At 64.8% G+C, this 23,270-nt stretch carries 19 protein-coding genes and 1 other RNA gene; 17 read left to right on the top strand and 3 right to left on the bottom strand.

Features of this window, described 5'->3' with window-relative positions:
- The first annotated feature begins 6 nt into the window (after positions 1–6).
- From RE429_RS07155 to metH, 3 genes are all read left to right on the top strand, one after another.
- A complete protein-coding gene (locus tag RE429_RS07155; RefSeq protein WP_414473625.1) occupies positions 7–1,020 on the top strand; it encodes an ArsR/SmtB family transcription factor in 1,014 nt (337 codons plus the stop codon).
- Positions 1,020–1,925, top strand: coding sequence for a methylenetetrahydrofolate reductase [NAD(P)H] (gene metF, locus RE429_RS07160; RefSeq protein WP_414473626.1), 906 nt, complete (start codon positions 1,020–1,022; stop codon positions 1,923–1,925). The genes RE429_RS07155 and metF overlap by 1 nt, the downstream gene beginning before the upstream one ends.
- Before the next feature lie 195 nt (positions 1,926–2,120).
- A complete protein-coding gene (gene metH, locus RE429_RS07165; protein ID WP_414473627.1) occupies positions 2,121–5,876 on the top strand; it encodes a methionine synthase in 3,756 nt (1,251 codons plus the stop codon).
- Positions 5,877–5,951: 75 nt separating this feature from the next.
- Here the strand turns inward: metH and RE429_RS07170 are convergent, their stop codons facing one another.
- The 3 genes from RE429_RS07170 to RE429_RS07180 all read right to left on the bottom strand — a co-directional run bounded on the left by RE429_RS07170 (position 5,952) and on the right by RE429_RS07180 (position 7,818).
- Positions 5,952–6,722, bottom strand: a complete 771-nt coding sequence (locus RE429_RS07170; RefSeq protein ID WP_414473628.1) for an N-acetylmuramoyl-L-alanine amidase — start codon at positions 6,720–6,722, stop codon at positions 5,952–5,954.
- A 4-nt stretch (positions 6,723–6,726) separates the two neighbouring features.
- Positions 6,727–7,452, bottom strand: a complete 726-nt coding sequence (locus RE429_RS07175) for a TerB family tellurite resistance protein (RefSeq protein WP_414473629.1) — start codon at positions 7,450–7,452, stop codon at positions 6,727–6,729.
- Positions 7,453–7,539: 87 nt separating this feature from the next.
- The gene (locus RE429_RS07180; RefSeq protein WP_370436716.1) at positions 7,540–7,818 is read right to left on the bottom strand and encodes a hypothetical protein; all 279 of its coding nucleotides are present in this window, start codon (positions 7,816–7,818) and stop codon (positions 7,540–7,542) included.
- A 359-nt stretch (positions 7,819–8,177) separates the two neighbouring features.
- Between RE429_RS07180 and RE429_RS07185 the strand changes: the two genes are divergently transcribed.
- From RE429_RS07185 to murB, 14 genes are all read left to right on the top strand, one after another.
- Positions 8,178–8,843, top strand: a complete 666-nt coding sequence (locus RE429_RS07185) for a transglycosylase SLT domain-containing protein (RefSeq protein ID WP_414473630.1) — start codon at positions 8,178–8,180, stop codon at positions 8,841–8,843.
- Positions 8,844–8,890: 47 nt separating this feature from the next.
- Positions 8,891–9,271: RNase P RNA component class A (rnpB, locus tag RE429_RS07190), an RNA gene on the top strand.
- 310 nt (positions 9,272–9,581) lie between these two features.
- Positions 9,582–10,079 (top strand): division/cell wall cluster transcriptional repressor MraZ, encoded by a 498-nt coding sequence (gene mraZ / locus RE429_RS07195; protein ID WP_414473631.1) that lies wholly within the window; start codon positions 9,582–9,584, stop codon positions 10,077–10,079.
- Complete coding sequence (gene rsmH, locus RE429_RS07200) at positions 10,076–11,125, top strand: 16S rRNA (cytosine(1402)-N(4))-methyltransferase RsmH (RefSeq protein WP_414473632.1); 1,050 nt, start codon at positions 10,076–10,078, stop codon at positions 11,123–11,125. The genes mraZ and rsmH overlap by 4 nt, the downstream gene beginning before the upstream one ends.
- On the top strand, positions 11,122–11,517 hold the full coding sequence (locus RE429_RS07205) for a hypothetical protein (RefSeq protein WP_414473633.1): 396 nt from the start codon (positions 11,122–11,124) through the stop codon (positions 11,515–11,517). Before rsmH ends, RE429_RS07205 begins: the two co-directional genes overlap by 4 nt.
- A gap of 5 nt (positions 11,518–11,522) precedes the next feature.
- On the top strand, positions 11,523–13,286 hold the full coding sequence (locus tag RE429_RS07210; RefSeq protein WP_414473634.1) for a peptidoglycan D,D-transpeptidase FtsI family protein: 1,764 nt from the start codon (positions 11,523–11,525) through the stop codon (positions 13,284–13,286).
- A 2-nt stretch (positions 13,287–13,288) separates the two neighbouring features.
- Entirely contained in the window at positions 13,289–14,755 is a 1,467-nt protein-coding gene (locus tag RE429_RS07215) for a UDP-N-acetylmuramoyl-L-alanyl-D-glutamate--2,6-diaminopimelate ligase (protein WP_414473635.1), read from the top strand.
- On the top strand, positions 14,752–16,182 hold the full coding sequence (locus RE429_RS07220) for a UDP-N-acetylmuramoylalanyl-D-glutamyl-2,6-diaminopimelate--D-alanyl-D-alanine ligase (RefSeq protein ID WP_414473636.1): 1,431 nt from the start codon (positions 14,752–14,754) through the stop codon (positions 16,180–16,182). Before RE429_RS07215 ends, RE429_RS07220 begins: the two co-directional genes overlap by 4 nt.
- A gap of 7 nt (positions 16,183–16,189) precedes the next feature.
- Positions 16,190–17,275, top strand: a complete 1,086-nt coding sequence (mraY, locus tag RE429_RS07225; protein WP_414473637.1) for a phospho-N-acetylmuramoyl-pentapeptide-transferase — start codon at positions 16,190–16,192, stop codon at positions 17,273–17,275.
- Positions 17,276–17,279: 4 nt separating this feature from the next.
- The gene (gene murD, locus RE429_RS07230; protein WP_414473638.1) at positions 17,280–18,671 is read left to right on the top strand and encodes a UDP-N-acetylmuramoyl-L-alanine--D-glutamate ligase; all 1,392 of its coding nucleotides are present in this window, start codon (positions 17,280–17,282) and stop codon (positions 18,669–18,671) included.
- A gap of 2 nt (positions 18,672–18,673) precedes the next feature.
- Positions 18,674–19,816, top strand: a complete 1,143-nt coding sequence (locus tag RE429_RS07235) for an FtsW/RodA/SpoVE family cell cycle protein (RefSeq protein WP_414473639.1) — start codon at positions 18,674–18,676, stop codon at positions 19,814–19,816.
- Positions 19,813–20,934, top strand: a complete 1,122-nt coding sequence (gene murG / locus RE429_RS07240) for an undecaprenyldiphospho-muramoylpentapeptide beta-N-acetylglucosaminyltransferase (RefSeq protein ID WP_414473640.1) — start codon at positions 19,813–19,815, stop codon at positions 20,932–20,934. The genes RE429_RS07235 and murG overlap by 4 nt, the downstream gene beginning before the upstream one ends.
- A complete protein-coding gene (gene murC, locus RE429_RS07245; RefSeq protein ID WP_414473641.1) occupies positions 20,931–22,346 on the top strand; it encodes a UDP-N-acetylmuramate--L-alanine ligase in 1,416 nt (471 codons plus the stop codon). Before murG ends, murC begins: the two co-directional genes overlap by 4 nt.
- Positions 22,343–23,266 (top strand): UDP-N-acetylmuramate dehydrogenase, encoded by a 924-nt coding sequence (gene murB / locus RE429_RS07250; RefSeq protein WP_414473642.1) that lies wholly within the window; start codon positions 22,343–22,345, stop codon positions 23,264–23,266. Before murC ends, murB begins: the two co-directional genes overlap by 4 nt.
- Positions 23,267–23,270: the final 4 nt, after the last annotated feature.

The raw sequence follows: 23,270 nt of genomic DNA on the forward strand, positions 1-23,270 counted from the left end.
TGGCTCATGGCCGAAAAGGAAGCGCCATCGCTGGATTTGACCCTGGATGTCCTGCGGGCAGCCGCCGAGGAGACGCGTCTGCGCATCCTGGCCTTGTTGACCGAAGGGGAACTCTCGGTCTCCGACCTGACGGATATCCTCGGACAATCCCAGCCGCGCATCTCACGACATCTGAAGCTGCTGGTGGAGGCCGGCCTCGTGGTGCGGCATCGGGAAGGGGCCTGGGCCTTCTTCCGGCTGACGGACCGGGGCACGGCCCTGCGGATCATCCGTCCGACTCTGGAAAGTCTCGACCGGTCCGATCCGCAGCTGCGGGAGGACCGGACGCGCCTCGAGACCGTGCGCGCCCAGCGGTCTCAGGCCGCTCAGGCCTATTTTTCCCGTCTCGCCCCCGATTGGGACCGCCTGCGTTCGCTTCATGCGCCAGAGGCTGTCGTCGAAGCCGCCGTGATCGAGGCCGTCGGTTCCAAGCCGATCCGCAATCTGGTCGACCTGGGGACCGGGACGGGCCGAATGCTGCAGTTGCTCGCCCCCCGGGCGAACCGGACGGTGGGGCTCGACGCGAGCCATGCCATGCTCTCAGTCGCTCGCGCCAATCTCGAGAAGGTCGGCCTGCGGGGCATCGAATTGCGGCAGGGCGATATCTATGCGCCGCCGTTCCCGCGCGATACGTTCGATCTGGTCGTCATTCATCAGGTGCTCCATTACCTCGACGATCCCGCGCGTGCGATCCGCGAAGCGGCCCGCCTCGTCGCTCCGGGCGGGCGTATTCTCGTGGTGGATTTCGCTCCCCACACACTGGAGTTTCTCCGCGAAGCGCAGGCCCATCGTCGCCTCGGCTTCGCGCCTTCGCAGGTCGCGAGCTGGCTCGACGAGGCGGGCCTCGACTGCACGCTGACGAAGGAAATTGCGCCGCCCAGGAAGGGCGATGATCAATTGACCGTTTCCCTTTGGCTCGGACAGGACCGTCGCGTCGCGACGGATTGGCCCTTGTCGCAGCCCAACAAAGAGGTTGCCTGATGTCGCCCCTGACACTTCGCCCCAGCAGGCAGGCCTCTTGCCCGATCAAGGTGTCCTTCGAGTTCTTTCCGCCCAAGACGCCGGAAATGGAGGCGACCCTTTGGGCCTCGATTCAGCGGCTTGCTCCATTGAATCCGCAATTCGTCTCCGTGACCTACGGTGCGGGTGGCTCGACCCGCGAGCGCACGCATGCCACGGTTTCGCGGATCGTGCAGGAAACGCATCTCAAGCCTGCCGCGCACCTCACCTGCGTGGCTGCCACGAAGGACGAGGTCGATACGGTTGTCCGTTCCTACTGGGATGCGGGGGTGCGTCACATCGTGGCCCTTCGCGGCGATCCGGTCGCCGGCATCGGGTCCGCCTATGAGGCGCATCCCGGCGGCTATCTGGAAACCTGCGATCTCGTGGCAGGAATCAAGGCCATCGGCGATTTCGAGGTGTCGGTTTCCGCCTATCCGGAGAAGCATCCCGAGGCCGCCTCGCTCGATACCGATATCGATGTCCTGAAGGCGAAGGTCGATTGCGGTGCGGATCGCGCGATCACGCAGTTCTTCTTCGATAACGACCACTATTTCCGCTACCTCGACCGCGTGCGTGCGCGCGGCATCGACATTCCCATCGTGCCCGGCATCGTTCCCGTACAGAACTTCAAGCAAACGGCGAATTTCGCCGCGAAGACCGGTGCGAGCGTTCCCGCTTGGCTGGCGGCCCGCTTCGAGGGCCTCGACAGCGATGTGGAGACGCGCAAGCTCGTGGCCGCGGCCGTGGCTGCCGAGCAGGTGATCGACCTCGTCGACCGTGGCGTGAACGAGTTTCACTTCTACACCATGAACCGCGCCGATCTGGTCTATGCCATCTGCCATCTGCTCGGATTGCGCGATCAAGGCGTGAAGGTTGCGGCCTAGGGCATCGAACGCGGGAAGTGGGAACCGGTTTTGCGTGAAAAGATGCTCGAGCCCATAGGTTTACAGCATCGGATGAGTTCGGTTTCACATCCGATTCTGTAGGAGTTCAACGCCCGGCTTCGATCCGGGTGTTCTGATTTGCCATGCGAGGCATGGATGGTCGGGTGCAATCCCGATCGATTGAAAGTGACGATCATGACCGTGTTCGAACCTCGTCCTGCCGACGGCGCCGACATTTTCAAGGCGCTCCGTGAAGCAGCCATCAAGCGCATTCTCGTGCTCGACGGCGCCATGGGCACCGAGCTTCAGCGATCCCGCTTTTCGGAAGAGGACTTCCGGGGCAGGCGCTTCAAGGATTGGAAACAGGACGTGAAGGGGAACAACGATCTCCTGATCCTGACTCAGCCGGATGCGGTGCGAAACGTGCATCTGGACTATTTCCGCGCCGGTGCGGACATCGTCGAAACGAACACCTTCTCCGGAACCTCCATCGCCCAGGCCGATTACGGCATGGAGGAGATCGTCTACGAACTGAACTATGAAGGCGCGCGGCTTGCGCGCGAGGCCGCGCTGATCGTCCAGCGGGAGGATGGCCGGCGCCGTTTCGTGGCAGGGGCCGTCGGCCCGACGAACCGGACATTGTCCATCTCGCCGGACGTGAACAATCCCGGCTATCGCGCCGTGACCTTCGATCAGGTCCGAGACGCTTATGCCGAGCAGGTGAGGGGCCTCGTCGACGGCGGTGCGGAGATCATCCTCATCGAGACGATCTTCGACACTCTCAATGCGAAGGCCGCCATCGTCGCCGCGCATCGGGTCTTTGCTCAAAAGGGAGTGAAGCTCCCGATCATGATATCGGGCACGATCACGGACCTGTCCGGTCGTACCCTGTCCGGGCAGACACCCACCGCCTTCTGGCATTCCATGCGCCACGCGGAGCCTTTCTCCATCGGCCTCAACTGCGCCCTCGGCGCGCGCGAGATGCGCGCTCACATTCAGGAGATCGGCAGGGTCGCCGATACCCTCGTCTGTGCCTATCCGAATGCGGGCCTGCCGAATGAATTCGGGCTCTATGACGAGAGCCCGGAGGCCACGGCCCGCATGCTGTCCGAATTCGCCGATGCGGGCCTCGTGAACGTGGTCGGAGGCTGCTGCGGCACGACTCCCGCGCATATCCGGGCGATTGCCGAGGCCGTGTCCGGCAAAGCGCCGCGCCCCGTTCCGACGAAGCGGCCGCTCATGCGGCTGTCGGGCCTCGAACCTTTCACGCTGACGTCCGACATTCCGTTCGTGAACGTGGGCGAGCGCACGAACGTCACGGGCTCCGCCAAGTTCCGCAAGCTCATCACCAACGGGGATTACGCCGCCGCCCTCGATGTGGCGCGCGACCAGGTGGCGAACGGCGCGCAGATCATCGACGTCAACATGGACGAAGGCCTGCTCGATTCCGAGAAGGCGATGGTGGAATTTCTCAATCTCGTCGCGGCGGAGCCCGATATCGCCCGCGTTCCCGTGATGGTGGATTCCTCCAAGTTCCATGTCATCGAGGCAGGCCTCAAGTGCATCCAGGGCAAGGCCATCGTGAATTCGATCTCGATGAAGGAAGGCGTGGATGCCTTTCTCGAGCATGCGAAGATCTGCCGCTCCTACGGCGCCGCCGTCGTCGTCATGGCCTTCGACGAGCAGGGGCAGGCCGACACGCTGGAGCGCAAGGTCGAAATCTGTACCCGCGCTTACAGGATTCTGACGGAGCAGGCGGACTTCCCGCCTGAGGACATCATTTTCGACCCCAATGTCTTCGCGGTTGCAACGGGCATCGAGGAGCACAATGGATATGGCGTCGCCTTCATCGAGGCCGCGCGCATCATCCGCGAGACCCTGCCGCATGCCCATATTTCAGGCGGCGTCTCGAATCTTTCGTTCTCGTTCCGCGGCAACGAGCCCGTGCGCGAGGCCATGCATTCGGTGTTCCTCTTCCATGCCATCAAGGTCGGCATGGACATGGGCATCGTGAATGCGGGCCAACTCGCCGTATACGACGAGATCGACCCCGAACTGCGCGAACTCTGCGAGGATGTCGTGCTCAACCGGCGTCCCGATGCGACGGAGCGCCTGCTCGAGGCGGCTCCCCGTTTCAAAGGCGACGGTGCGGGCGCCTCGAAGGCGTCGGATCTCGAATGGCGTTCCTGGCCTGTCGAGAAGCGCATCGAGCATGCGCTCGTCAACGGCATCACCGAGTTCATCGAGGCGGATACGGAAGAAGCGCGCAGCGGCGTGGAGCGCCCGCTTCATGTGATCGAAGGACCGCTTATGGCCGGCATGAACGTCGTCGGCGATCTCTTCGGAGCCGGCAAGATGTTTCTGCCGCAGGTGGTGAAGTCCGCCCGCGTGATGAAGCAGGCCGTTGCGTATCTCATGCCGTTCATGGAAGCCGAGAAGGAGGCCTCGGGTCTCGTCGAGCGCACCGCCGCCGGCAGGGTGCTGATGGCCACGGTGAAGGGCGATGTCCACGACATCGGAAAGAACATCGTCGGCGTGGTTCTCGCCTGCAACAACTACGAGGTGATCGATCTCGGAGTGATGGTTCCGGCCCGGAAGATCCTGGAGACCGCGCGCAAGGAGAATGTCGATGTGATCGGCCTCTCGGGCCTCATCACGCCGTCTCTCGACGAAATGGTGAACGTGGCGAGCGAGATGGAGCGCGAAGGCTTCGATATCCCGCTCCTCATCGGCGGCGCGACCACGAGCCGCGTGCATACGGCCGTGAAGATCCATCCGAACTACCGGAATGGCCAAGCCGTCTATGTCACCGATGCGAGCCGGGCGGTCGGTGTCGTCTCGTCGCTGCTCTCGCCCGATGCCAGGGAATCCTATGTGGAGACGCTGCGGAGCGAGTACCGCAGAGTGGCCGAAGCCCATGCCCGCTCCGAGGCCGACAAGCAGCGCACGCCGATCGAGAAAGCCCGCGCCAACAAGCTGAAGATCGACTGGGATACCTATCGGGCGCCGAAGCCGACCTTCACCGGCGCGCGCGTGTTCCGCAGCTACGATGTGGGAGAACTCGTTCCTTATATCGACTGGACTCCCTTCTTCCAGACCTGGGAGCTCAAGGGGCGTTTCCCGGCCATTCTCGACGATGAGGCACAAGGACCGGCGGCGCGCCAGCTCTGGGAGGACGCCCAGGCGATGCTCAGGCAGCTCGTCGAAGAACGCTGGTTCAACCCCAAGGCGGTCGTCGGCTTCTGGCCCGCCAATGCGATCGGCGACGATATCCGCCTCTACACGGGCGAAAGCCGCAGCGAGACGCTCGCCACGTTCCACGGTCTCAGGCAGCAGCTTTCGCGGCGCGACGGCAAGCCCAATCTGTGCATTTCGGATTTCGTCGCGCCCGCCGACAGCGGACAGCCGGATTGGATCGGCGCCTTCGTCGTCACCTCGGGCATCGAGGAAGTGCGCATTGCCGAAAAGTTCGAACGCGCGAACGACGATTATCGCTCGATCCTCGTGAAGGCTCTGGCGGACCGCCTTGCGGAAGCCTTCGCCGAACGCATGCATCAGCGTGTGCGCAAGGAGTTCTGGGCCTATGCCTCCGACGAGAACCTCGCCAACGAGGACCTCATCCGCGAGGATTATCGCGGCATCCGTCCGGCTCCCGGCTATCCGGCGCAGCCCGACCATACGGAAAAAGCGACGCTCTTCAGCCTGCTCGAGGCTGAACGACGCATCGGGGTGAGCTTGACGGAATCCTATGCCATGTGGCCGGGCTCGTCCGTATCCGGTCTCTATCTCGCGCATCCGGAGGCGTACTACTTCGGTGTCGCGAAGGTGGAGCGGGATCAGGTGGAGGATTACGCGGAGCGCAAGGGGATGAGCGTGCAGGAGGTCGAACGCTGGCTCGGCCCGATCCTCAATTACGATCCGGCCGGTTATCGGCCCATGGCGGCCGAGTAGGGCGCAGCCAAGGCACGCACCTGAACCTCGACCGTCATTCCTCCGCTCGCGCCGGAATGGTAATCGGGGTGCGCCCTATACCGCTGAGGACGGCCGTCTGGCGATCAGGTCGCGTAGCGTGGTGATCGTGGAGGCATCCGCCACGCCGTCCACGCGCTCAGGGCGGAAATGGCGCTGGAATGCGGCGACGACCTTTTCCGTGTCCTCGTCGAACACGCCGTTGATCCTCAGGCCGTAACCATACATGGCGAGCATGGCCTGAAGTGCTTCGATGGGCATGCCCTGGTCGCCGCGCGAGAAGAAGCGTCCGTCGCTCAACGAGGCCGGCGGCACCCAATGGCCGATGCCGGCCTCGTGCAGGCGTCGCCACGGAAACAATTCACCGGGATCGACCTTGCGGCCGGGGGCCACGTCCGAATGGCCGAGCACGCGGGTCGACGGAATGCGCCAGCGTGTCACGACATCCTTCGCCAGGGCGATCACGCTCTCGATCTGCGCGTCGGGATAGGGAGGCAGGCCGCCCGGATGGCCGGGATTGGCGATCTCGATGCCGATGGAGCTCGAGTTGACGTCGGTCTCGCCATCCCAGGATGAAAGGCCGGCGTGCCAGGCCCGCCGCGCTTCCGGCACGAGCTGAAGAATGCGTCCGTCCCCGAACACGAAGTAATGCGCGGACACCTGCGAGACCGGATTGCAGAGCCACTGCAGAGCCTCGCCCTCGTCGGGCATGCCGGTGTAGTGCAGGACCAGCAAGGTGGGCCGCTGCCCGTCTTTCCGTTCCCCATGATTGGGTGAAGGAAACACCTTCGTGGCCACCGGGCTTTCGGGAGATAGGGACGCGCTCATACATTCACCTGAGGTTCCGCTCGGCGGCGATGCGCTCCCAAGCGGTGTTGATGGCCGCCAGCCGTTCCGTCGCGATCTTGACCGCCTCCGGCGGCAGGCCCCGTGCGATCTCCCGGTCGGGATGATTCTCGGCGGCCATCCTGCGGTAGTGCCGCTTCAGGTCCTCGTCGCTCATGGCCCGATCGGCCTTGAGGATGAGATAGGGATCGTCCGGCCGCTGGACGTGGCGCGCGGCGATGCGTTCGAATTCGCTGTCGGAGAACGCAAAGATCGTCGCGACATTCTTGAGATAGACGTACTCCGCCTCATGCACCGCCTCGTCCGCCTTGGCGATATGAAAGAGGCCGTCGAGCACGTCCTCCAGCAGGGCAGGCTCCTCCTTGAATTCCGCGCCGATCTGCCGGGCATAGGATTCGAACCCGTCGGAGGTCTGCATGGCGAGGTCGAACAGGCGCCGGACCCGGGCACGCTCCCCTTCCGGCACCTCGACGATCTGCTCGAAGGCTTTCACCTCCACGTCCACCACCACGCCGTCGGCCTTGGCCATCTTGGCGGCGAGCGCGACCAGGCCCATGGTGAACAAGACGTCGCGCGGCGGCTTCCCGAAGGGGGCGCCTTCGCGATCGATGAGCACGTGTCCGGCCACGCCGCCCAGGAGGGCGCCGATCGGCCCGCCGAGCGCCAGGCCGATGCCGGCTCCGCTCAATTTACCCCAAATCGACTGAATCATCTCAGGGACAGTGGTATGCTCAACTTCGGGCAAAAGAAAAGGGGCCGGGAAGATCCCGGCCCCTTAAATCCGATCTCTCGGATCGTCTTAGCGGCAGTAGATGTTGCCGTACATGTCCTGGTACGTGCCGTAGGGGCAGGCGGGGCCGCGCGGAGCCGTCGCGGCGCCGACGACCGCGCCACCGGCAGCACCGATGGCTGCGCCGGCCAGAGCGCCACCGGCGCGGCCCGTGGCAGCGCCACCAATCGCAGCACCGGCGAGACCGCCAACAGCGGCACCGCCCACGGCGCGCTCGCCAGGCGTGTTGCAGGCTGCCATCGAGAGGGTGAGAGCACCGGCGGCAATCGCGGTAATGATCTTCTTCATGGAGGCTTCCCTGTGTCTAGCGGGCTGTAGGCTGCCCAGTTCTCATTAGCTTGACCTTACGCAGACGCCAACTCTTGACTGGGGGAAGAAGTTCCTTGTCCCCCAAATGAGCTGTAGAAAAATTTTTCGTTAAGCCGAATAGGCTATTTCTGCTCGTTTTTTCGCCGAATCGGTGAGCGGTTATCGTTTAATTCGGGCGGACCTGTAATGGGTCTGCGACTAGCAAAGTCACAACTTTGCCCCATTTGGTCCCCAGGCAGCTCTCTTGCGCAGCCTATGCCATTTGGAGCTTCGATATGACTTTGCGGCATTGTATAAAATCAATGGCTGCTGCGGTTCTGGTCTGGATTGCACCTTCGATGCAAGCGCAAGCCGAGGGCAATATTATCCCTCCTGATGAGGCTGCGGCCCTCGCGCGCGCTCAGGCCGAAGAGGTGATGGCCGCTGCCGCTCCTGAAGGGGACGGGGATTCCGGCGTTGCCGCGGCCGGGAAGCCCGAAAAATCCGCTCCGCGGCCCAAGGGAAAGAGGGTCGCCGAAGTGGTCGCGCCCCCCGGAGAGGGCCCGAATGAGGCCTCGGTCGAGGAGACGGTCTCGGTTCCGCCCGGCTTGACGGGACGCTCCCGCCCGGGACGCATCGACGCCGCCAGGGCGAATGCGCTCAGGCCTCTGATCGTCCGCTATGCTTCGGAAAACGATTTGCCGTTCGAGCTTGCCGACGCGGTGGTGCGTCTCGAAAGCCGCTATAATGCCGGCGCCCGCAACGGCGCCAATGTCGGCCTGACCCAGATCAATGTCCGCACCGCCCAGGCGATGGGCTACCAGGGCCAGATCGCCGGCTTGCTCGATGCCGAGACGAATCTGCGTTACGGCCTGAAGTATCTCGCCCAAGCCTACAAGCTCGCGGGCGGCGACACCTGCGGGACGATTCTGCGCTACCAGTTCGGTCATCGGGCGACGGCCATGGTCGGTGCTTCGCGCGCCTATTGTGCGAAGGTCAAGGTGATCACCGCGGCGGCCGATTGATCATCCGGCCTTGACGGGAGGCTGTCTTTTGCACCACATCCCCATCGTCAGCCGGCCGGGCGGCCGCTTCGAGCTTGCTCGGGGAGGAAAGTCCGGGCTCCATGGACGCAAGGTGCCGGATAACGTCCGGCGGGGGTGACCCCAGGGATAGTGCCACAGAAAGCAAACCGCCCTGCTGATGCAGGGTAAGGGTGAAAGGGTGCGGTAAGAGCGCACCGCGGACGCAGTAATGCGGACGGCACGGTAAACCCCACCAGGAGCAAAACCGAATAGGGACGACAGGCGCTTGCGCCAGGCCCGCTTCCAGGCTGGTCGTCCGGGTTGGTTGCTTGAGGCGGTCAGCAATGGCCGTCCCAGAGGAATGGCCGCCACGTTCAGGGTCTCGACCCTGGGCCCTACAGAACCCGGCTTATAGGCCGGCTGACCCCTCTTTTCCACAGGCCCGAAACTGCGACAAAGCGGACCAAACCCTTGGTCTGCTTACGATTCATTAACCCTAAACGCGTCTGATGGAGGCTGCATGTCGCGAGGCTTGCGTCCCAGTCCCGTTCCGTTGACGCCCATATTGTCCCATGTTATCCCAAATCATCCCGTCGACGGTTTCTTCCGAAGGGGAGGTTAGGCGCACCGAGAGCGCCAACGTCCTGCTTCGAAAAGAGGCGTTAACGCCGGCTGCGGGTGGCAGGCCATCGAGGCCTGCCGGGGGGCTGACAATCGGGAGCTTGCGAGCTGCGGCCAATGAACCGCTTCGTGTCCAATTTCACCAACAAGTTGGATTCGAAGGGTCGCGTCTCGATCCCCGCTTCCTTCCGGGCCGTTCTGGCCAGGGACGGATTCGAGGGTCTCTACGTTCATCCTGCGCTCGATGCGCAGGCCTTGGACGCAGGCGGCAATATGCTTCTGAACGAGATCGATGCGTTCTTGTCGACGCTGTCGCCCTATTCGGACGAACGGGATCAGCTGTCGACCGCATTGTTCGGGACCAGCGAAATCCTCAAAGTCGATCCGGAGGGGCGTGTCATCCTGACGGACTCAGTGAAAGTGCATGCCGGGATCGGCGATACGGTGACGTTCGTCGGACTCGGTCACAAGTTCCAGATTTGGGAGCCGGAGCGCTTCTGTGCGCACTTGGAGGAGGCGCGCACGAAGGTCAGAGACCTGAAGAAGTCGCTCGGGGCCCGGGTTCAGGAGCCACGTATGGTACAGAACACCTCACCAGGAGTGCGGGAGCAATGATGGGACGCGGCGACGGCCCAGGAGCCGGAGCCGCTGGCGGACCGACCCGTCACGTTCCCGTGCTCCTGGCGGAGGTGTGCGATGCGCTCGATGCGAAGCGCGGCGGCCTCTTCATCGATGGGACGTTCGGCGCAGGCGGATATACCCGCGCCATTCTCGATGCCCATCCACAGAACAAGGTGATCGCCATCGACCGCGATCCGGATGCGATCGCGGGCGGCGCATCGCTGGTCGGCAAATTCAAGAAGCGCCTGATTCTTGTGCCGGGACGCTTCGGCGATCTCGACGAGATCGCACGCGACCAGGGCTTCGATGGCGCCGAAGGCGTCGTTCTCGATATCGGCGTCTCGTCCATGCAGCTCGATCAGGCCGAGCGCGGCTTCTCGTTCCGCAATGACGGCCCGCTCGACATGCGCATGGAGCGGGAGGGGCCGAGCGCCGCCGACATCGTCAATGAATCCTCCGAGGCGGAACTCGCGGATATCTTCTATCATTACGGCGAGGAGCGCCGTGCCAGGGCCGTCGCACGCGCCATCATCGAGGCGCGCCGCAGGGAGCCGTTCCAGACGACGCGCCAGCTCGCCGATCTCGTCGCCTCGCTCATCCGTCAGGAGCCGAGCGGCATTCATCCGGCCACGCGCGTGTTCCAGGGCCTGCGCATCGCCGTGAATGACGAGTTGGGCGAACTCGTGCGCGCGCTGCATGCGGCCGAGCGGATTCTGAAGCCCGGCGGACGCCTCGTGGTCGTGACCTTCCATTCGCTCGAAGACCGGATCGTGAAGCAGTTCTTCGCGGCCCGTACCGGGCGAATGCCGAGCGGCTCGCGCCACATGCCGACGGTCGCTGCGGCCGAGCCGACCTTCCACGCGGTCACAAGGGGACCGGTCGGCCCGAGCGATCAGGAAATGGCGCGCAATCCGCGCGCGCGGTCGGCAAAACTTCGGGCCGGCGCCCGCACGGACGCGCCGCCGCAGGAACCATTGAGCGCCATCACCATGCTGGCCGAGCTTCCGCAGACAGCGGAGAAAAGGGGAGGGCGGCGATGACCAAGCTGCTCCACATCGTCGCGATCTCCGCCCTCATCGCATCGGCGGGCTACGCCTATTCCATCAAGTATGAAACGCTCTATTATGCCGAGCAGGTGGCGAAGCTGAAATCCAAGGTGCAGCGCGAGCGTGACGCCATCGCGGTTCTGCAGGCGGAATGGCAATATCTCGATCGCCCGGATCGCCTGCAGGCCGCGGCCGATCAGCATCTCGATCTGCAGCCTCTGAAGATCCAGCAGCTGGCGCGCTTGTCCGATCTGCCGAACCGTCCGGAGCGCGGGGACGAGATCGGCCGCAAGCTCGAAGCGCTCGGTCTGCTCGGGCCGACCGCAACGCCCAAGGATACCAGGACCGAAGCCCGAATCCCATCGACTCAAACCCCGAGACGGTAACTCCCGTGTTGCATGAGACCCAGCCCGAACTGAAGGCCAAGAGCCCTCTGCCCAAGAGGGGTATCCTCTCCCATGCGCGCGAGCTGTTCCGGTTGCGCGTCGACAAGAGTACGTCCCGTGTGAGCCTGGCGGCAATCTGCTTCGCCGTGCTTTTCAGCGCCATTGCCGGCCGGCTCGTGCAGCTCGCCGTCACGAGCGAGACCACGAGCGAGTTCCGCCGCGCGGCTTCCTCCGAGATTTCCGCGGCCCGTCCGGACATCGTGGACCGCAACGGCGAAATCCTCGCCACCGACGTGAGGATGGTGTCCGTCTTCGCGGAGCCGCGCAACATCATCGACAAGGACGAGGCGGTGGAACTGCTCACCGCGGTGCTGCCGGACCTCAATGCCACGGAATTGCGTGACAAGCTCAGCACGAAGAAGGGCTTCGTGTGGGTGAAGCGCGAAATCACGCCGCGTCAGCAGGCGGAGGTGCACCGTCTCGGCATCCCGGGTATCGGCTTCCTGCCGGAGAACAAGCGCGTCTATCCCAATGCCGAGGCGGCGGCGCACGTGCTGGGCTTCGCCAATGTGGACAATGTGGGCATTGCAGGCATCGAGAAGTATATCGACAGCATGGGCCTGCAGGACCTCAACGGTGCGGGCTTCAACATCTCCGCGGCCGACCTGAAACCGGTGCAGCTCTCCATCGATCTTCGCGTGCAGCATGCACTGCGCGACGAGCTGATGAAGGGCATGACGAAGTTCAAGGCGAAGGCCACTGCCGGCGTCGTCCTGGATGTGAACACCGGCGAGATCCTCGCCCTCGTGTCGCTGCCCGATTACGATCCCAACAACCCCGTCGACGCGCTCGACAAGGATCGGATCAACCGGATCAATGTCGGCGTGTTCGAGATGGGATCGACCTTCAAGGCGCTCACCGTCGCCATGGCGCTCGATTCCGGCAAGTACAACATCAACTCGACACTGGATGCCCGCTCGGGACTTCGCTACGGAAAATTCACCATCGGCGATTATCACGCCACGCACCGCGTTCTCACGGTGCCGGAGGTGTTCATCCACTCGTCGAACATCGGAACCGCCCGCATGGCGCTCGGCATCGGCGTCGATGGCCACAAGGCCTTCCTGCGCAAGATGGGCCAGCTCACGCGTCTCGAGACCGAATTGCCGGAGAGCGCCCTGCCGATCATCCCGCCTCGCTGGGGCGAGCTCAACACGATGACCATCGCGTTCGGCCACGGCCTTGCCGTCGCGCCCCTTCAGGCGCTCATGGCGGTCGGCGCCCTCGTGAATGGCGGCGTGCTCATCAAGCCGTCATTCCTCAAACGGGACGAGGCGGCCGCCCGACAGGACGCCCTGCAGGTCATCAAGCCCGAGACCAGCGAAGCCATGCGCTATGTGATGCGCCTCAACGCATCGAATCCGGCAGGTTCCGCTGCATCGGCGGCCATTGCGGGCTTCTATGTCGGCGGCAAGACCGGCACGGCGGAGAAAGTCATCAACGGCCGCTATTCCAAGAACAAGAACTTCACCACATTCACGGCCGTGGTTCCCGCCGACAAGCCCAAATACGTGTTCCTGACGATCATGGACGAACCGCAGGCGATCGAGGGTACGTACGGCTTTTCGACGGCGGGCTGGAATGCGGGACCTGTGACGGGCAATGTCATCGAGCGCGTTGCGCCGCTCCTCGGCATTCCTCCCCGCTTCGAGCCGCCTGCCCAACCTTTCCCACTCATGTCGCGTCTCAATGCATGGGGCGTCCGGTGACCATGACGAACACATTCCAACTGAGCGATCTGCTTCCGGAAGCCAAAGGGCTCCCGGAGGCATCTTTGTCTGTAGCCGGCCTTGTCTCCGACAGCCGCAAGGTGGGGGCGGGCAGCGTCTTCTTCGCGGTGCCGGGCACGAAAGTGGACGGCATGAGCTTCGTGCCGCAGGCGGCGGCGTCCGGCGCGGTCGCGATCGTCGGGGAGGCGGAGCGCCCCGCCGATCTGCCGGGCCATGTCGCCTATGTCCAGGTCGGCGACGTGCGGAAGGCACTCGCTCTCGCCGCATCGCGCTTCTTCCCGCAGCAGCCCGAGACAGTCGTCGCCGTGACGGGGACGAGCGGCAAAAGCTCCGTGGCGGATTTCACGCGTCAGCTCTTCGCCGTTCTCGGGTATAAATCCGCGAGCCTCGGCACGCTCGGCGTGATCACCTCGGACGGCGCCGTCTATGGCTCGCTCACGACGCCCGATCCGATCTCGCTTCACCGGACGCTCGATACGCTGGCGAAGGACGGCGTCACGCGCCTCGCCATGGAGGCGTCTTCGCACGGCATCGACCAGCGTCGCCTCGACGGTGTGCGCCTGAGCGCAGCCGGGTTCACCAATCTCGGTCGCGACCATCTCGATTATCACAATACCACCGAGGCCTATGCGGCCGCGAAGCTGCGCCTGTTCGACACGCTCCTGCCTGCCGATGCGCCGGCCGTCATCAATGCGGACGGCCCCTATGCGGATGTCTTCCGGCAGGGTGTCGGCGACCGCGGCCTGACGATGGTCACCACGGGAAGCGGCGGCGAGACGCTCCGGCTCGCCGATGCGCGGCCGGAAGGCTTCAAACAGGCGCTGACCGTCGAGGCGTTCGGCAAGACCTTTGAAACGGGCCTGCCGCTTCTCGGCGCGTTCCAGATCGAGAACGCGCTCGTGGCGGCCGGTCTCGTGCTTTCCGTCGAGGGCGAGGATCGGGCGGCCGAGGTGTTCGAGGGCTTCAAGACCCTGAAGGGCGTTTCCGGCCGCCTGGAGCAGGTGGGTGAAGTGGACGGCGCCATCTGCATCGTCGATTATGCACACAAGCCCGATGCGCTGGCTCACGTGCTCGATGCGCTGCGCCCGTTCGCCAAGGGGCGGCTCGTCTGCATCCTCGGCTGCGGCGGCGATCGTGATCGGGGCAAACGTCCGCTCATGGGGCGGATTGCCGCCGACAAGGCGGATATTGTCATCGTGACGGACGATAATCCTCGCTCGGAAGACCCGGCGGCGATCCGCGCCGAGGTGCTCAAGGGCGCTCCGGGCGCCCGCGAAATCGGCGACAGGGCCCTGGCCATCCGCACGGCCGTGAAGGAACTCCGGAACGGCGATATTCTGGTCGTTGCGGGCAAAGGTCATGAAACGGGCCAAATCATCGGCGACCGGACCCTGCCGTTCTCGGACCACGACGAGGTCCGGGCGGCAATCGCGGAGAGGCATGGATGAATTCGCCCTTGTGGACCTTGGATGACATTGCGGCCGCCACCGGCGCTCGCATCGGCAGCGGCTTCCGGCAGGCGTCGGGCGCCTCCATCGACACGCGCACGCTGGAGCCGGGCGATCTCTATTTCGCCATCCGGGGCGATGTGCACGATGGCCACGATTTCGTGCCCGCCGCGCTGGAGAAGGGCGCGTCCGCCGCTGTCGTCTCGGACGAGAAGGCTCCCGGCTTCCCGTCCGACAAGCTCATCGTCGTGCCCGATGTGCTGGAGGCCATGCGCCAGATGGGGCGCGCAGCCCGCGGACGCACGGAGGCCCGCATCGTCGCGATCACAGGTTCCGTCGGCAAGACCGGGACGAAGGAGGCCATGCGCCTCGCATTGTCGCGCCAGGGCGCGACCCACGCGTCGGTCGCCTCCTACAACAACCATTGGGGCGTGCCGCTCACCCTGTCGCGCATGCCGCGCGAAACAGCGTTCGGCGTGTTCGAGATCGGCATGAATCATGCCTACGAAATCCTGCCGCTCACCGCGATGGTTCGTCCCCATGTGGCCGTGATCACCACCGTCGAGCCGGTCCATATCGAGTTTTTTCCGTCGCTCTGGGGCATCGCGGATGCCAAGGGCGAGATCTTTTCGGGCCTGGAGCCCGGCGGAACGGCCGTCGTGAGCCGGGACAGCCCTTACTTCGAGCGCGTGAAAGCGCATGCGCTCGCCTCTGCGGCGGGTCGCGTCGTCTCCTTCGGCGAACATGAGGGTGCCGATATCCGCGCCGAGCGGATCATCGTGAAGCCCGATCAATCGATCGTCGAGGCGCGCGTCTTCGGACAGCTCGTCACCTACCGGATCGGAACGGCGGGACGTCACATCGCCCTCAATTCCCTGAGCGTGCTCGCCGCCTGTCATGCCCTCGGCGCGGATCTCGCGCAGGTCGCGCTGTCCTTCGCCGGCCTGAAGCCGCCCGTCGGCCGCGGCGAGCGGACGATGCTCGCCCTGGGCGATGAGGACGCGCTTCTCATCGACGAGAGCTACAACGCCAACCCCGCCTCCATGCGCGCCGCGCTCGCCAATCTCGGAACGGTGGAACTGGGCCGCCATGCGCGGCGCATCGCCGTTCTGGGAGACATGAAGGAACTGGGCGAGACGGGCCCGCGCCTGCACGAAGAACTCGCCGATGTCATCGAAGCCGACGGGATCGATCTCGTCTTCGCGGCCGGACCGCTGATGAAGAACCTCGTGGACCGCCTGCCGAAGGCGAAGGTCGTGTTGCATGCAGAGACTTCCGCCGGGCTCATCGACGCGGTCTGCGCGGCGATTCGTCCCGGCGATGCCGTGATGGTCAAGGGGTCGCTCAGCATGAAGATGGCCCTGATCGTCAAGGCGCTGAAAGAACGTTACGGCGCAGGCCTGGCAGCCTCCGCGCTGAAAGGATGAAGACCCCATGTTGACCTGGTTGGCTGAGCTCAGCCCCTATATCAGCCCCTTCAATATCTTCCGCTACATCACGTTCCGCACCGGTGGCGCAACCGCGACCGCGATGCTCTTCGTGTTCCTGTTCGGTCCTGCGATCATCTCGCTCCTGCGCGTGCGCCAGGGCAAGGGACAGCCGATCCGCGAGGATGGGCCGCAATCGCATCTGCTGACGAAGCGCGGCACGCCGACCATGGGCGGATTGATGATCATGGCGGGCGTGCTGGTCTCGACGCTTCTGTGGGCCAATCTCGCCAACCCGTATGTCTGGATCGTGCTCTTCGTCACGGTGGGCTTCGGGGCGATCGGCTTCTACGACGATTACCTGAAGGTCACGAAGCAGTCCCACAAGGGCTTTTCGGGCAAGTCCCGCCTCGCCATCGAAGCGATCATCGCGGCCGTCGCCTGCATCGCCATCTCCTACGTGGAGGCCCCCGGCCTCGCGAACAAGCTCGCCTTGCCCTTCTCGAAGGACCTGATCTTCAATCTCGGCTGGTTCTACATCGTCTTCGCGGGCTTCGTGATCGTCGGTGCGGGCAATGCGGTGAACATCACCGACGGCCTCGACGGTCTGGCCATCGTGCCGGTGATGATCGCGGCGGGCACCTTCGGATTCATCGCATATCTCGCCGGCAACGCGGTCTTCGCCAATTACCTGCAGATCCACTTCGTGCCCGGCACCGGCGAACTCGCCGTCATCTGCGGCGCCCTGATCGGCGCGGGCATCGGCTTTCTCTGGTTCAACGCGCCGCCCGCGCAGATCTTCATGGGCGACACGGGATCGCTTGCACTCGGCGGCCTGCTCGGCACCATCGCGGTCGCGACCAAGCACGAGATCGTCCTCGCCATCGTCGGCGGGCTCTTCGTTCTGGAGATCATGTCCGTCATCATCCAGGTCGCTTCGTTCAAGCTGACGGGCAAGCGCGTCTTCAAGATGGCGCCGATCCACCATCACTTCGAGCAGCTGGGCTGGACCGAGCCGCAGGTCGTGATTCGTTTCTGGATCATTGCCGTCGTGCTCGCCCTCGTCGGCCTCGCGACCCTCAAGCTCCGGTAAGCGAATGACACCCGTCACGACATTTTCCGGCAGGACAGTCGCACTCTTCGGTCTTGGAGGATCGGGGCTCGCGACGGCGCTTGCCTTGAAGGAAGGCGGAGCCCGCGTCATCGCGTGGGACGACAATCCGGCAAAGGTGACGGAGGCCGCTTCCAAAGGCATCGAGACGGCCGACCTGCGTCAACTCGACTGGGCGCCGGTCTCGGCCCTCATCCTCTCACCGGGCGTGCCGCTCACCGATCCCGAGCCGCATTGGTCGGCCGATCGGGCGAAGAAAGCCGGCGTCGAGATCATCGGCGATATCGAGCTTTTCTGCCGCGAGCGCGAAAAGATCGCGCCGAACGCTCCCTTCGTGGCGATCACCGGAACCAACGGCAAGTCCACGACGACGGCCCTCGTCGCTCATATCCTGCGCGAGGCGGGCCGCGACGTGCAGATGGGCGGCAATATCGGAACCGCGATCCTCTCGCTCGAGCCGCCGTCCGACAGCCGCGTCCATGTGATCGAGTGCTCCTCGTTCCAGATCGACCTCGCGCCGTCGCTGGCGCCCATGATCGGCGTGCATCTCAATCTGTCCCCCGATCACATCGACCGGCACGGGACGATGGAGAACTACGCGGCGATCAAGGAACGGCTGGTGGCGAAAGCGGGCCTTGCGGTCATCGGCGTCGACGATCCGATGAGCCGCGCCATGGCCCGGCGCTGCCAGGAGAAGGGTATGAACGTCGCCCTCGTGTCGGTCGAGCCGATCGAGGGGAAAGGCGTCTTTGCCGACGGTGAAACGCTCGTCGGGGTGACGGGGAGCGAAACTGCTCCCGTCGCCGACCTGTCGGGCATCGGTTCGCTGCGGGGGGCGCACAATGCGCAGAATGCGGCCGCGGCTGTCGCCATCGCCTTGGCCTTGAACGTGTCTGCGGAGCAGATCCGCTCCGGCCTCCATACGTTTCCCGGCCTTCCTCACCGGATGGAAGAGGTCGGCCGGATCCGTGAAACGCTCTTCGTCAACGACTCGAAAGCCACCAACGCCGATTCCACCGAAAAGGCGCTCAAGTCCTTCGACGACATTCTCTGGATCCTCGGCGGCAAGGCGAAGGAAGGCGGCATCGAGCCGCTCCGGCCCTATTTTCCAAAGATCCGCAAGGCCTATCTGATCGGCGCGGCGGCGGACGAATTCGCCGGAACGCTCGGTCGTGACGTTCCGCATATCCGCAGCGAGACGCTCGACAATGCGGTTGCTCAGGCGGCTGCGGATGCCGCTGCGATGGAGGGCGCTGCGGTCGTTCTCCTGTCTCCGGCCTGTGCGTCCTACGATCAGTTTCCGAACTACGAAGTGCGCGGCGATCATTTCCGCGAATTGGTCCGGGCATTGCCGGACATTGACGTCAAGGGGGCTTGAAGATGGTATCGCGGGCGGAACGCTCGGCCTTCAGCGATTGGTGGTGGACCGTCGACCGGCTGCTGCTGGCGGCGCTCGCCATCCTCATGCTGGCGGGCCTCGTCTTTCTCATGGCAGGTGGTCCGCCCGTCGCGGAGCGTCTGGGGCTTTCGACATTCCACTTCGTGAGCCGCCAGGTGATGTTCCTGGTCCCGGCGCTTCTGATCCTGCTGCCGGTGTCGTTCCTGTCGCTGCGCCACATCCGGCGTCTGGCCCTGCTGGTCTATGTGGGCGGCATGGCGATGATCATGCTGGCCTTCCAGTTCGGGCCCGAGATCAAGGGCGCGCATCGGTGGATCATGATCGGTCCGCTCGGCGTTCAACCGTCCGAATTCGTGAAGCCCGCCTTCGTCGTTCTCGCCGCGTGGGCGTTCTCCGAGGGAGCCCGGCGCAAGGACATGCCGGGCGCGCTGCTCGCGCTGATGATCCTTCCGGCGACGATCATCCCGCTCATCCTCCAGCCCGATTTCGGGCAGACCATGCTGATCACCATCGTGTGGTGCGGCCTCTTCTTCGTCGCCGGTCTGCATTGGTTCTGGGTGATGGGCCTCGGCGGCGCGGGTCTCGTCGGCATCGTGGCCGCTTACGAATTCCTGCCGCACGTGCGCGCCCGCATCGAACGGTTCCTCGACAAGGATTCCGGCGATACCTTCCAGGTCGACATGGCCATGGAATCCTTCTCGCGCGGCGGCTGGCTCGGCCGCGGGCCCGGTGAGGGAACCGTGAAGCGCATCCTGCCCGACGCGCATACCGACTTCATTTTCGCCGTGACGGCGGAAGAGTTCGGCATCATCGTGTGCCTCGGCCTGCTTCTGCTGTTCGGTTTCATCGTCCTGCGCGGCCTGATGCTCGCCCGCCGCAACGAGGACACCTTCTGCCGCCTTGCCGCCACGGGCCTCATCCTGATGTTCGGTCTCCAGGCCGCCATCAACATGATGGTGAACGTGCACCTCATGCCGGCCAAGGGCATGACGCTGCCGTTCATCTCCTATGGCGGCTCCTCGCTGATGTCCCTGGCGCTCGGCATGGGGTTCCTCGTCGCGCTCACCCGCCGCCGACCGCGGGCGGAAATGATGGAGCACTTCAATCAGGATTGGCAGCGGTGACCGGTAAGCCTCTCATCCTTCTGACCGCCGGCGGCACCGGCGGCCATCTCTTTCCCGCCGAAGCGCTCGCCAATGCGCTCAAGGCCTCCGGCTGCGGGGTGGCGCTCGCGACGGACAAGCGCGCGAACGCCTATGCGGGTTCCTTCCCGGCGGACGAGATCGTCGAGATTCCTGCCGCGACCCCTTCCGGCCGTTCCGTGCCGAAGATGGCGAAGGCGGCGCTCCTGCTCGCCCAGGGCACGCTGAAGGCCATGGCCGTCATCCGCCGCCTGAAGCCGGATGCGGTCGTGGGCTTCGGCGGCTATCCCACCGTGCCGCCGGTCGTTGCCGCATCGCTCCTCAGGGTGCCCACGGTCATCCACGAGGCCAATGGCGTGATGGGGCGCGCCAACCGTCTGCTCGCGCGCCGGTCCTCGCTGATCGCGACCGGCTTTGCCAACACCAGGGGCGTGCCGGCGAATCAGCCCGGCCGGGTCATCCACACCGGAAACCCGATCCGTCCTGCGGTGGTCGAGGCGGCGAGGCAGCCCTATGCCGCCCTCGATCCCGACGGAAAGATGCGCCTTCTCGTCGTCGGCGGCAGCCAGGGCGCGCGGGTGATGAGCGATGTCGTGCCGCCTGCGATCGAGCTCCTGCCCCAGGAGATGCGGAACCGTCTCGTCATCACCCAGCAGGCGAGGGGGGAGGACCTGGAGCGGGTGCGGGTCCATTACCGGAACCTCGATGCGGAATTCGAGGCCGAGCCCTTCTTCACGGATCTGCCGAGGCGCCTCGGCGAAGCGCATCTCGTCATCGCCCGTTCGGGCGCCTCGACGGTCGCGGAACTGGCCGCGATCGGCCGTCCTTCGATCCTCGTGCCCCTGCCGGGCTCCCTCGATCAGGATCAGGCCGCCAACGCCCGAACGCTCGGAGAAATCGGCGCCGCCATCGTTTGCCCACAAAAGGAATTCACCCCTGAGCGCCTGGCGAGCGAGATTCGATCCATTTTTCAAGAGCCTGAACGCTTGACCAAAGCCGCCGCCGCCGCACATAGCGCCAGCATCACGGACGCGGCCGAGCGTCTGGCCCATGCTGTCCTCAATCTGATCCATCTCAACAAGAACGGAACGTCTTCATGAAACTGCCGCCGAAGCTAGGTCCCATTCATTTCATCGGTATCGGCGGCATCGGCATGTCGGGCATCGCCGAGGTCATGCACAATCTGGGCTACACGGTTCAGGGTTCGGACGCGGCCGACAACTACAACGTGAAACGCTTGGCCGATAAGGGAATCAAGACTTTCATCGGCCACAAGGCCGAGAACGTGGACGAGGCCGAGATCGTCGTGGTGTCCACCGCGATCAAGCGCGACAACCCGGAACTCGTCGTCGCCCGCGAAAAGCGCCTGCCGGTCGTTCGCCGCGCGGAAATGCTCGCCGAGCTCATGCGCTTCAAGTCCTGCGTCGCGGTGGCGGGCACCCACGGCAAGACCACCACGACCTCCCTCGTCGCGACGCTTCTCGATGCGGGCGGCCTCGATCCGACGGTCATCAACGGCGGCATCATCAACGCCTACGGCACCAATGCCCGCATGGGCGACGGCCAGTGGATGGTGGTCGAGGCGGACGAATCGGACGGCACCTTCCTGAAGCTCCCGGCGGATGTCGCCATCGTGACCAACATCGACGCCGAGCATCTCGATCATTTCGGCACCTACGACGCGATCAAGGACGCCTTTCGCTCCTTCATCGATTCGATCCCCTTCTACGGTTTCGCCGTGATGTGCATCGATCATCCGACCGTGCAGGATCTGGTCGGCCGCATCGAGGACCGCCGCATCATCACCTATGGCGAGAACCCGCAGGCGGACGTGCGCATCATGGACGTGGATTCGCGGGGCGGCCAGAACCACTTCCGTGTGATGATCCGCGATCGCCGCCCCGGCTTCCGCCTCGAGCTCGAGGACCTGGTTCTGCCGATGCCCGGCGCCCACAACGCGCTCAACGCCACTGCCGCCATCGCCGTCGCGCATGAACTCGGCGTCTCGCCGGAGGCGATCCGCAAGGCGCTCGCGGGCTTCGGCGGCGTGAAGCGCCGCTTCACCCGCACCGGTGAATGGAACGGCGTCACCGTGTTCGACGATTACGGCCACCATCCCATCGAGATCGCGGCGGTGCTGAAAGCCGCGCGGGCGTCGACGGACGGCCAGGTGATCGCCGTCGTGCAGCCGCACCGCTATTCGCGCCTGTCGTCGCTGTTCGATCAGTTCTGCACCTGCTTCAACGATGCGGATTCCGTCATCGTCGCGCCGGTCTATGCGGCGGGCGAACAGCCGATTCCGGGGGCCGACCGCGACGGGCTCGTCTCCGGCCTGAAGGCGCGCGGCCATCGCAACGTGATGGCGCTCGAAAAGTCGGAGGATCTCGCCGGGCTCATCAAGGGCATCGCGAAGCCGGGCGATTACGTGCTCTGCCTCGGCGCCGGCAACATCACCCAATGGGCCTATGCGCTTCCGGGCGAACTCGAAGCGCTCGGCGAAAAGGCCGCTTGATGTTCGCCGACATCACTCCCGACCTGAAGGCGGCGATGCCGGAACTGCGCGGCCGGCTGGAGGCCAATGCGCCGACCGCGCCGCTGTCCTGGTTCCGGACCGGCGGTCCGGCCCAGGTCCTGTTCACGCCTGCAGATGAGGATGACCTCGCTTACTTCCTGCAGCGCCTCGACAGTCAGGTGCCGGTGCTCGTCGTGGGCCTCGGCTCCAATATGCTCATCCGCGACGGCGGTTGGGCCGGGATCGTGATTCGGCTGGGCAAGGGCCTGGCGGAGGTCGCCGTCGAGCCTGACCTGCGCGTTCGCGCCGGTGCCGCCGCGCCCGACGTGAAGGTGGCGCGCGCCGCGGCGGAAGCGGGCATCGCGGGCCTCTCCTTCCTGCGCGGCATTCCCGGCACCATCGGGGGGGCCATGCGCATGAACGGCGGCGCCTATGGCGGCGAGACGAAGGATGTGCTCGTCGAAGCCAGGGGCGTGACCCGCACGGGCGAAGTCGTGGCCTTCACCAATGCGCAGATGGGCTTCACCTATCGTCACTCGAGCGTGCCGGACGACGTGATCTTCACCGAAGCTCTGTTCCAGGGCCGTCCCGGGAACCCGGACGACATTCTGGCCGAGATGAATGCGATCACCGAGGCCCGCTCGTCCACGCAGCCCGTCAATACGCGCACGGGCGGGTCGACCTTCAAGAACCCTCCCGGCCGCAAGGCCTGGGAGCTGGTCGACGCCGCCGGATGCCGCGGCCTGCGCATCGGCGATGCGCAGGTCTCCGAGATGCATTGCAACTTCCTGATCAACCATGGCTCGGCATCGGCGGCCGACATCGAGAACCTCGGAGAGGAGGTCCGCCGCCGGGTCCGCGACATGTCGGGCGTGGAGCTCGAATGGGAGATCAAGCGGGTCGGTCTCGGCCGGGCGTAGAACC

Origin of the sequence: Microvirga sp. M2, from assembly GCF_047497095.1 — a bacterium.
In the GTDB taxonomy this organism is placed as follows: Bacteria; Pseudomonadota; Alphaproteobacteria; order Rhizobiales; family Beijerinckiaceae; genus Microvirga.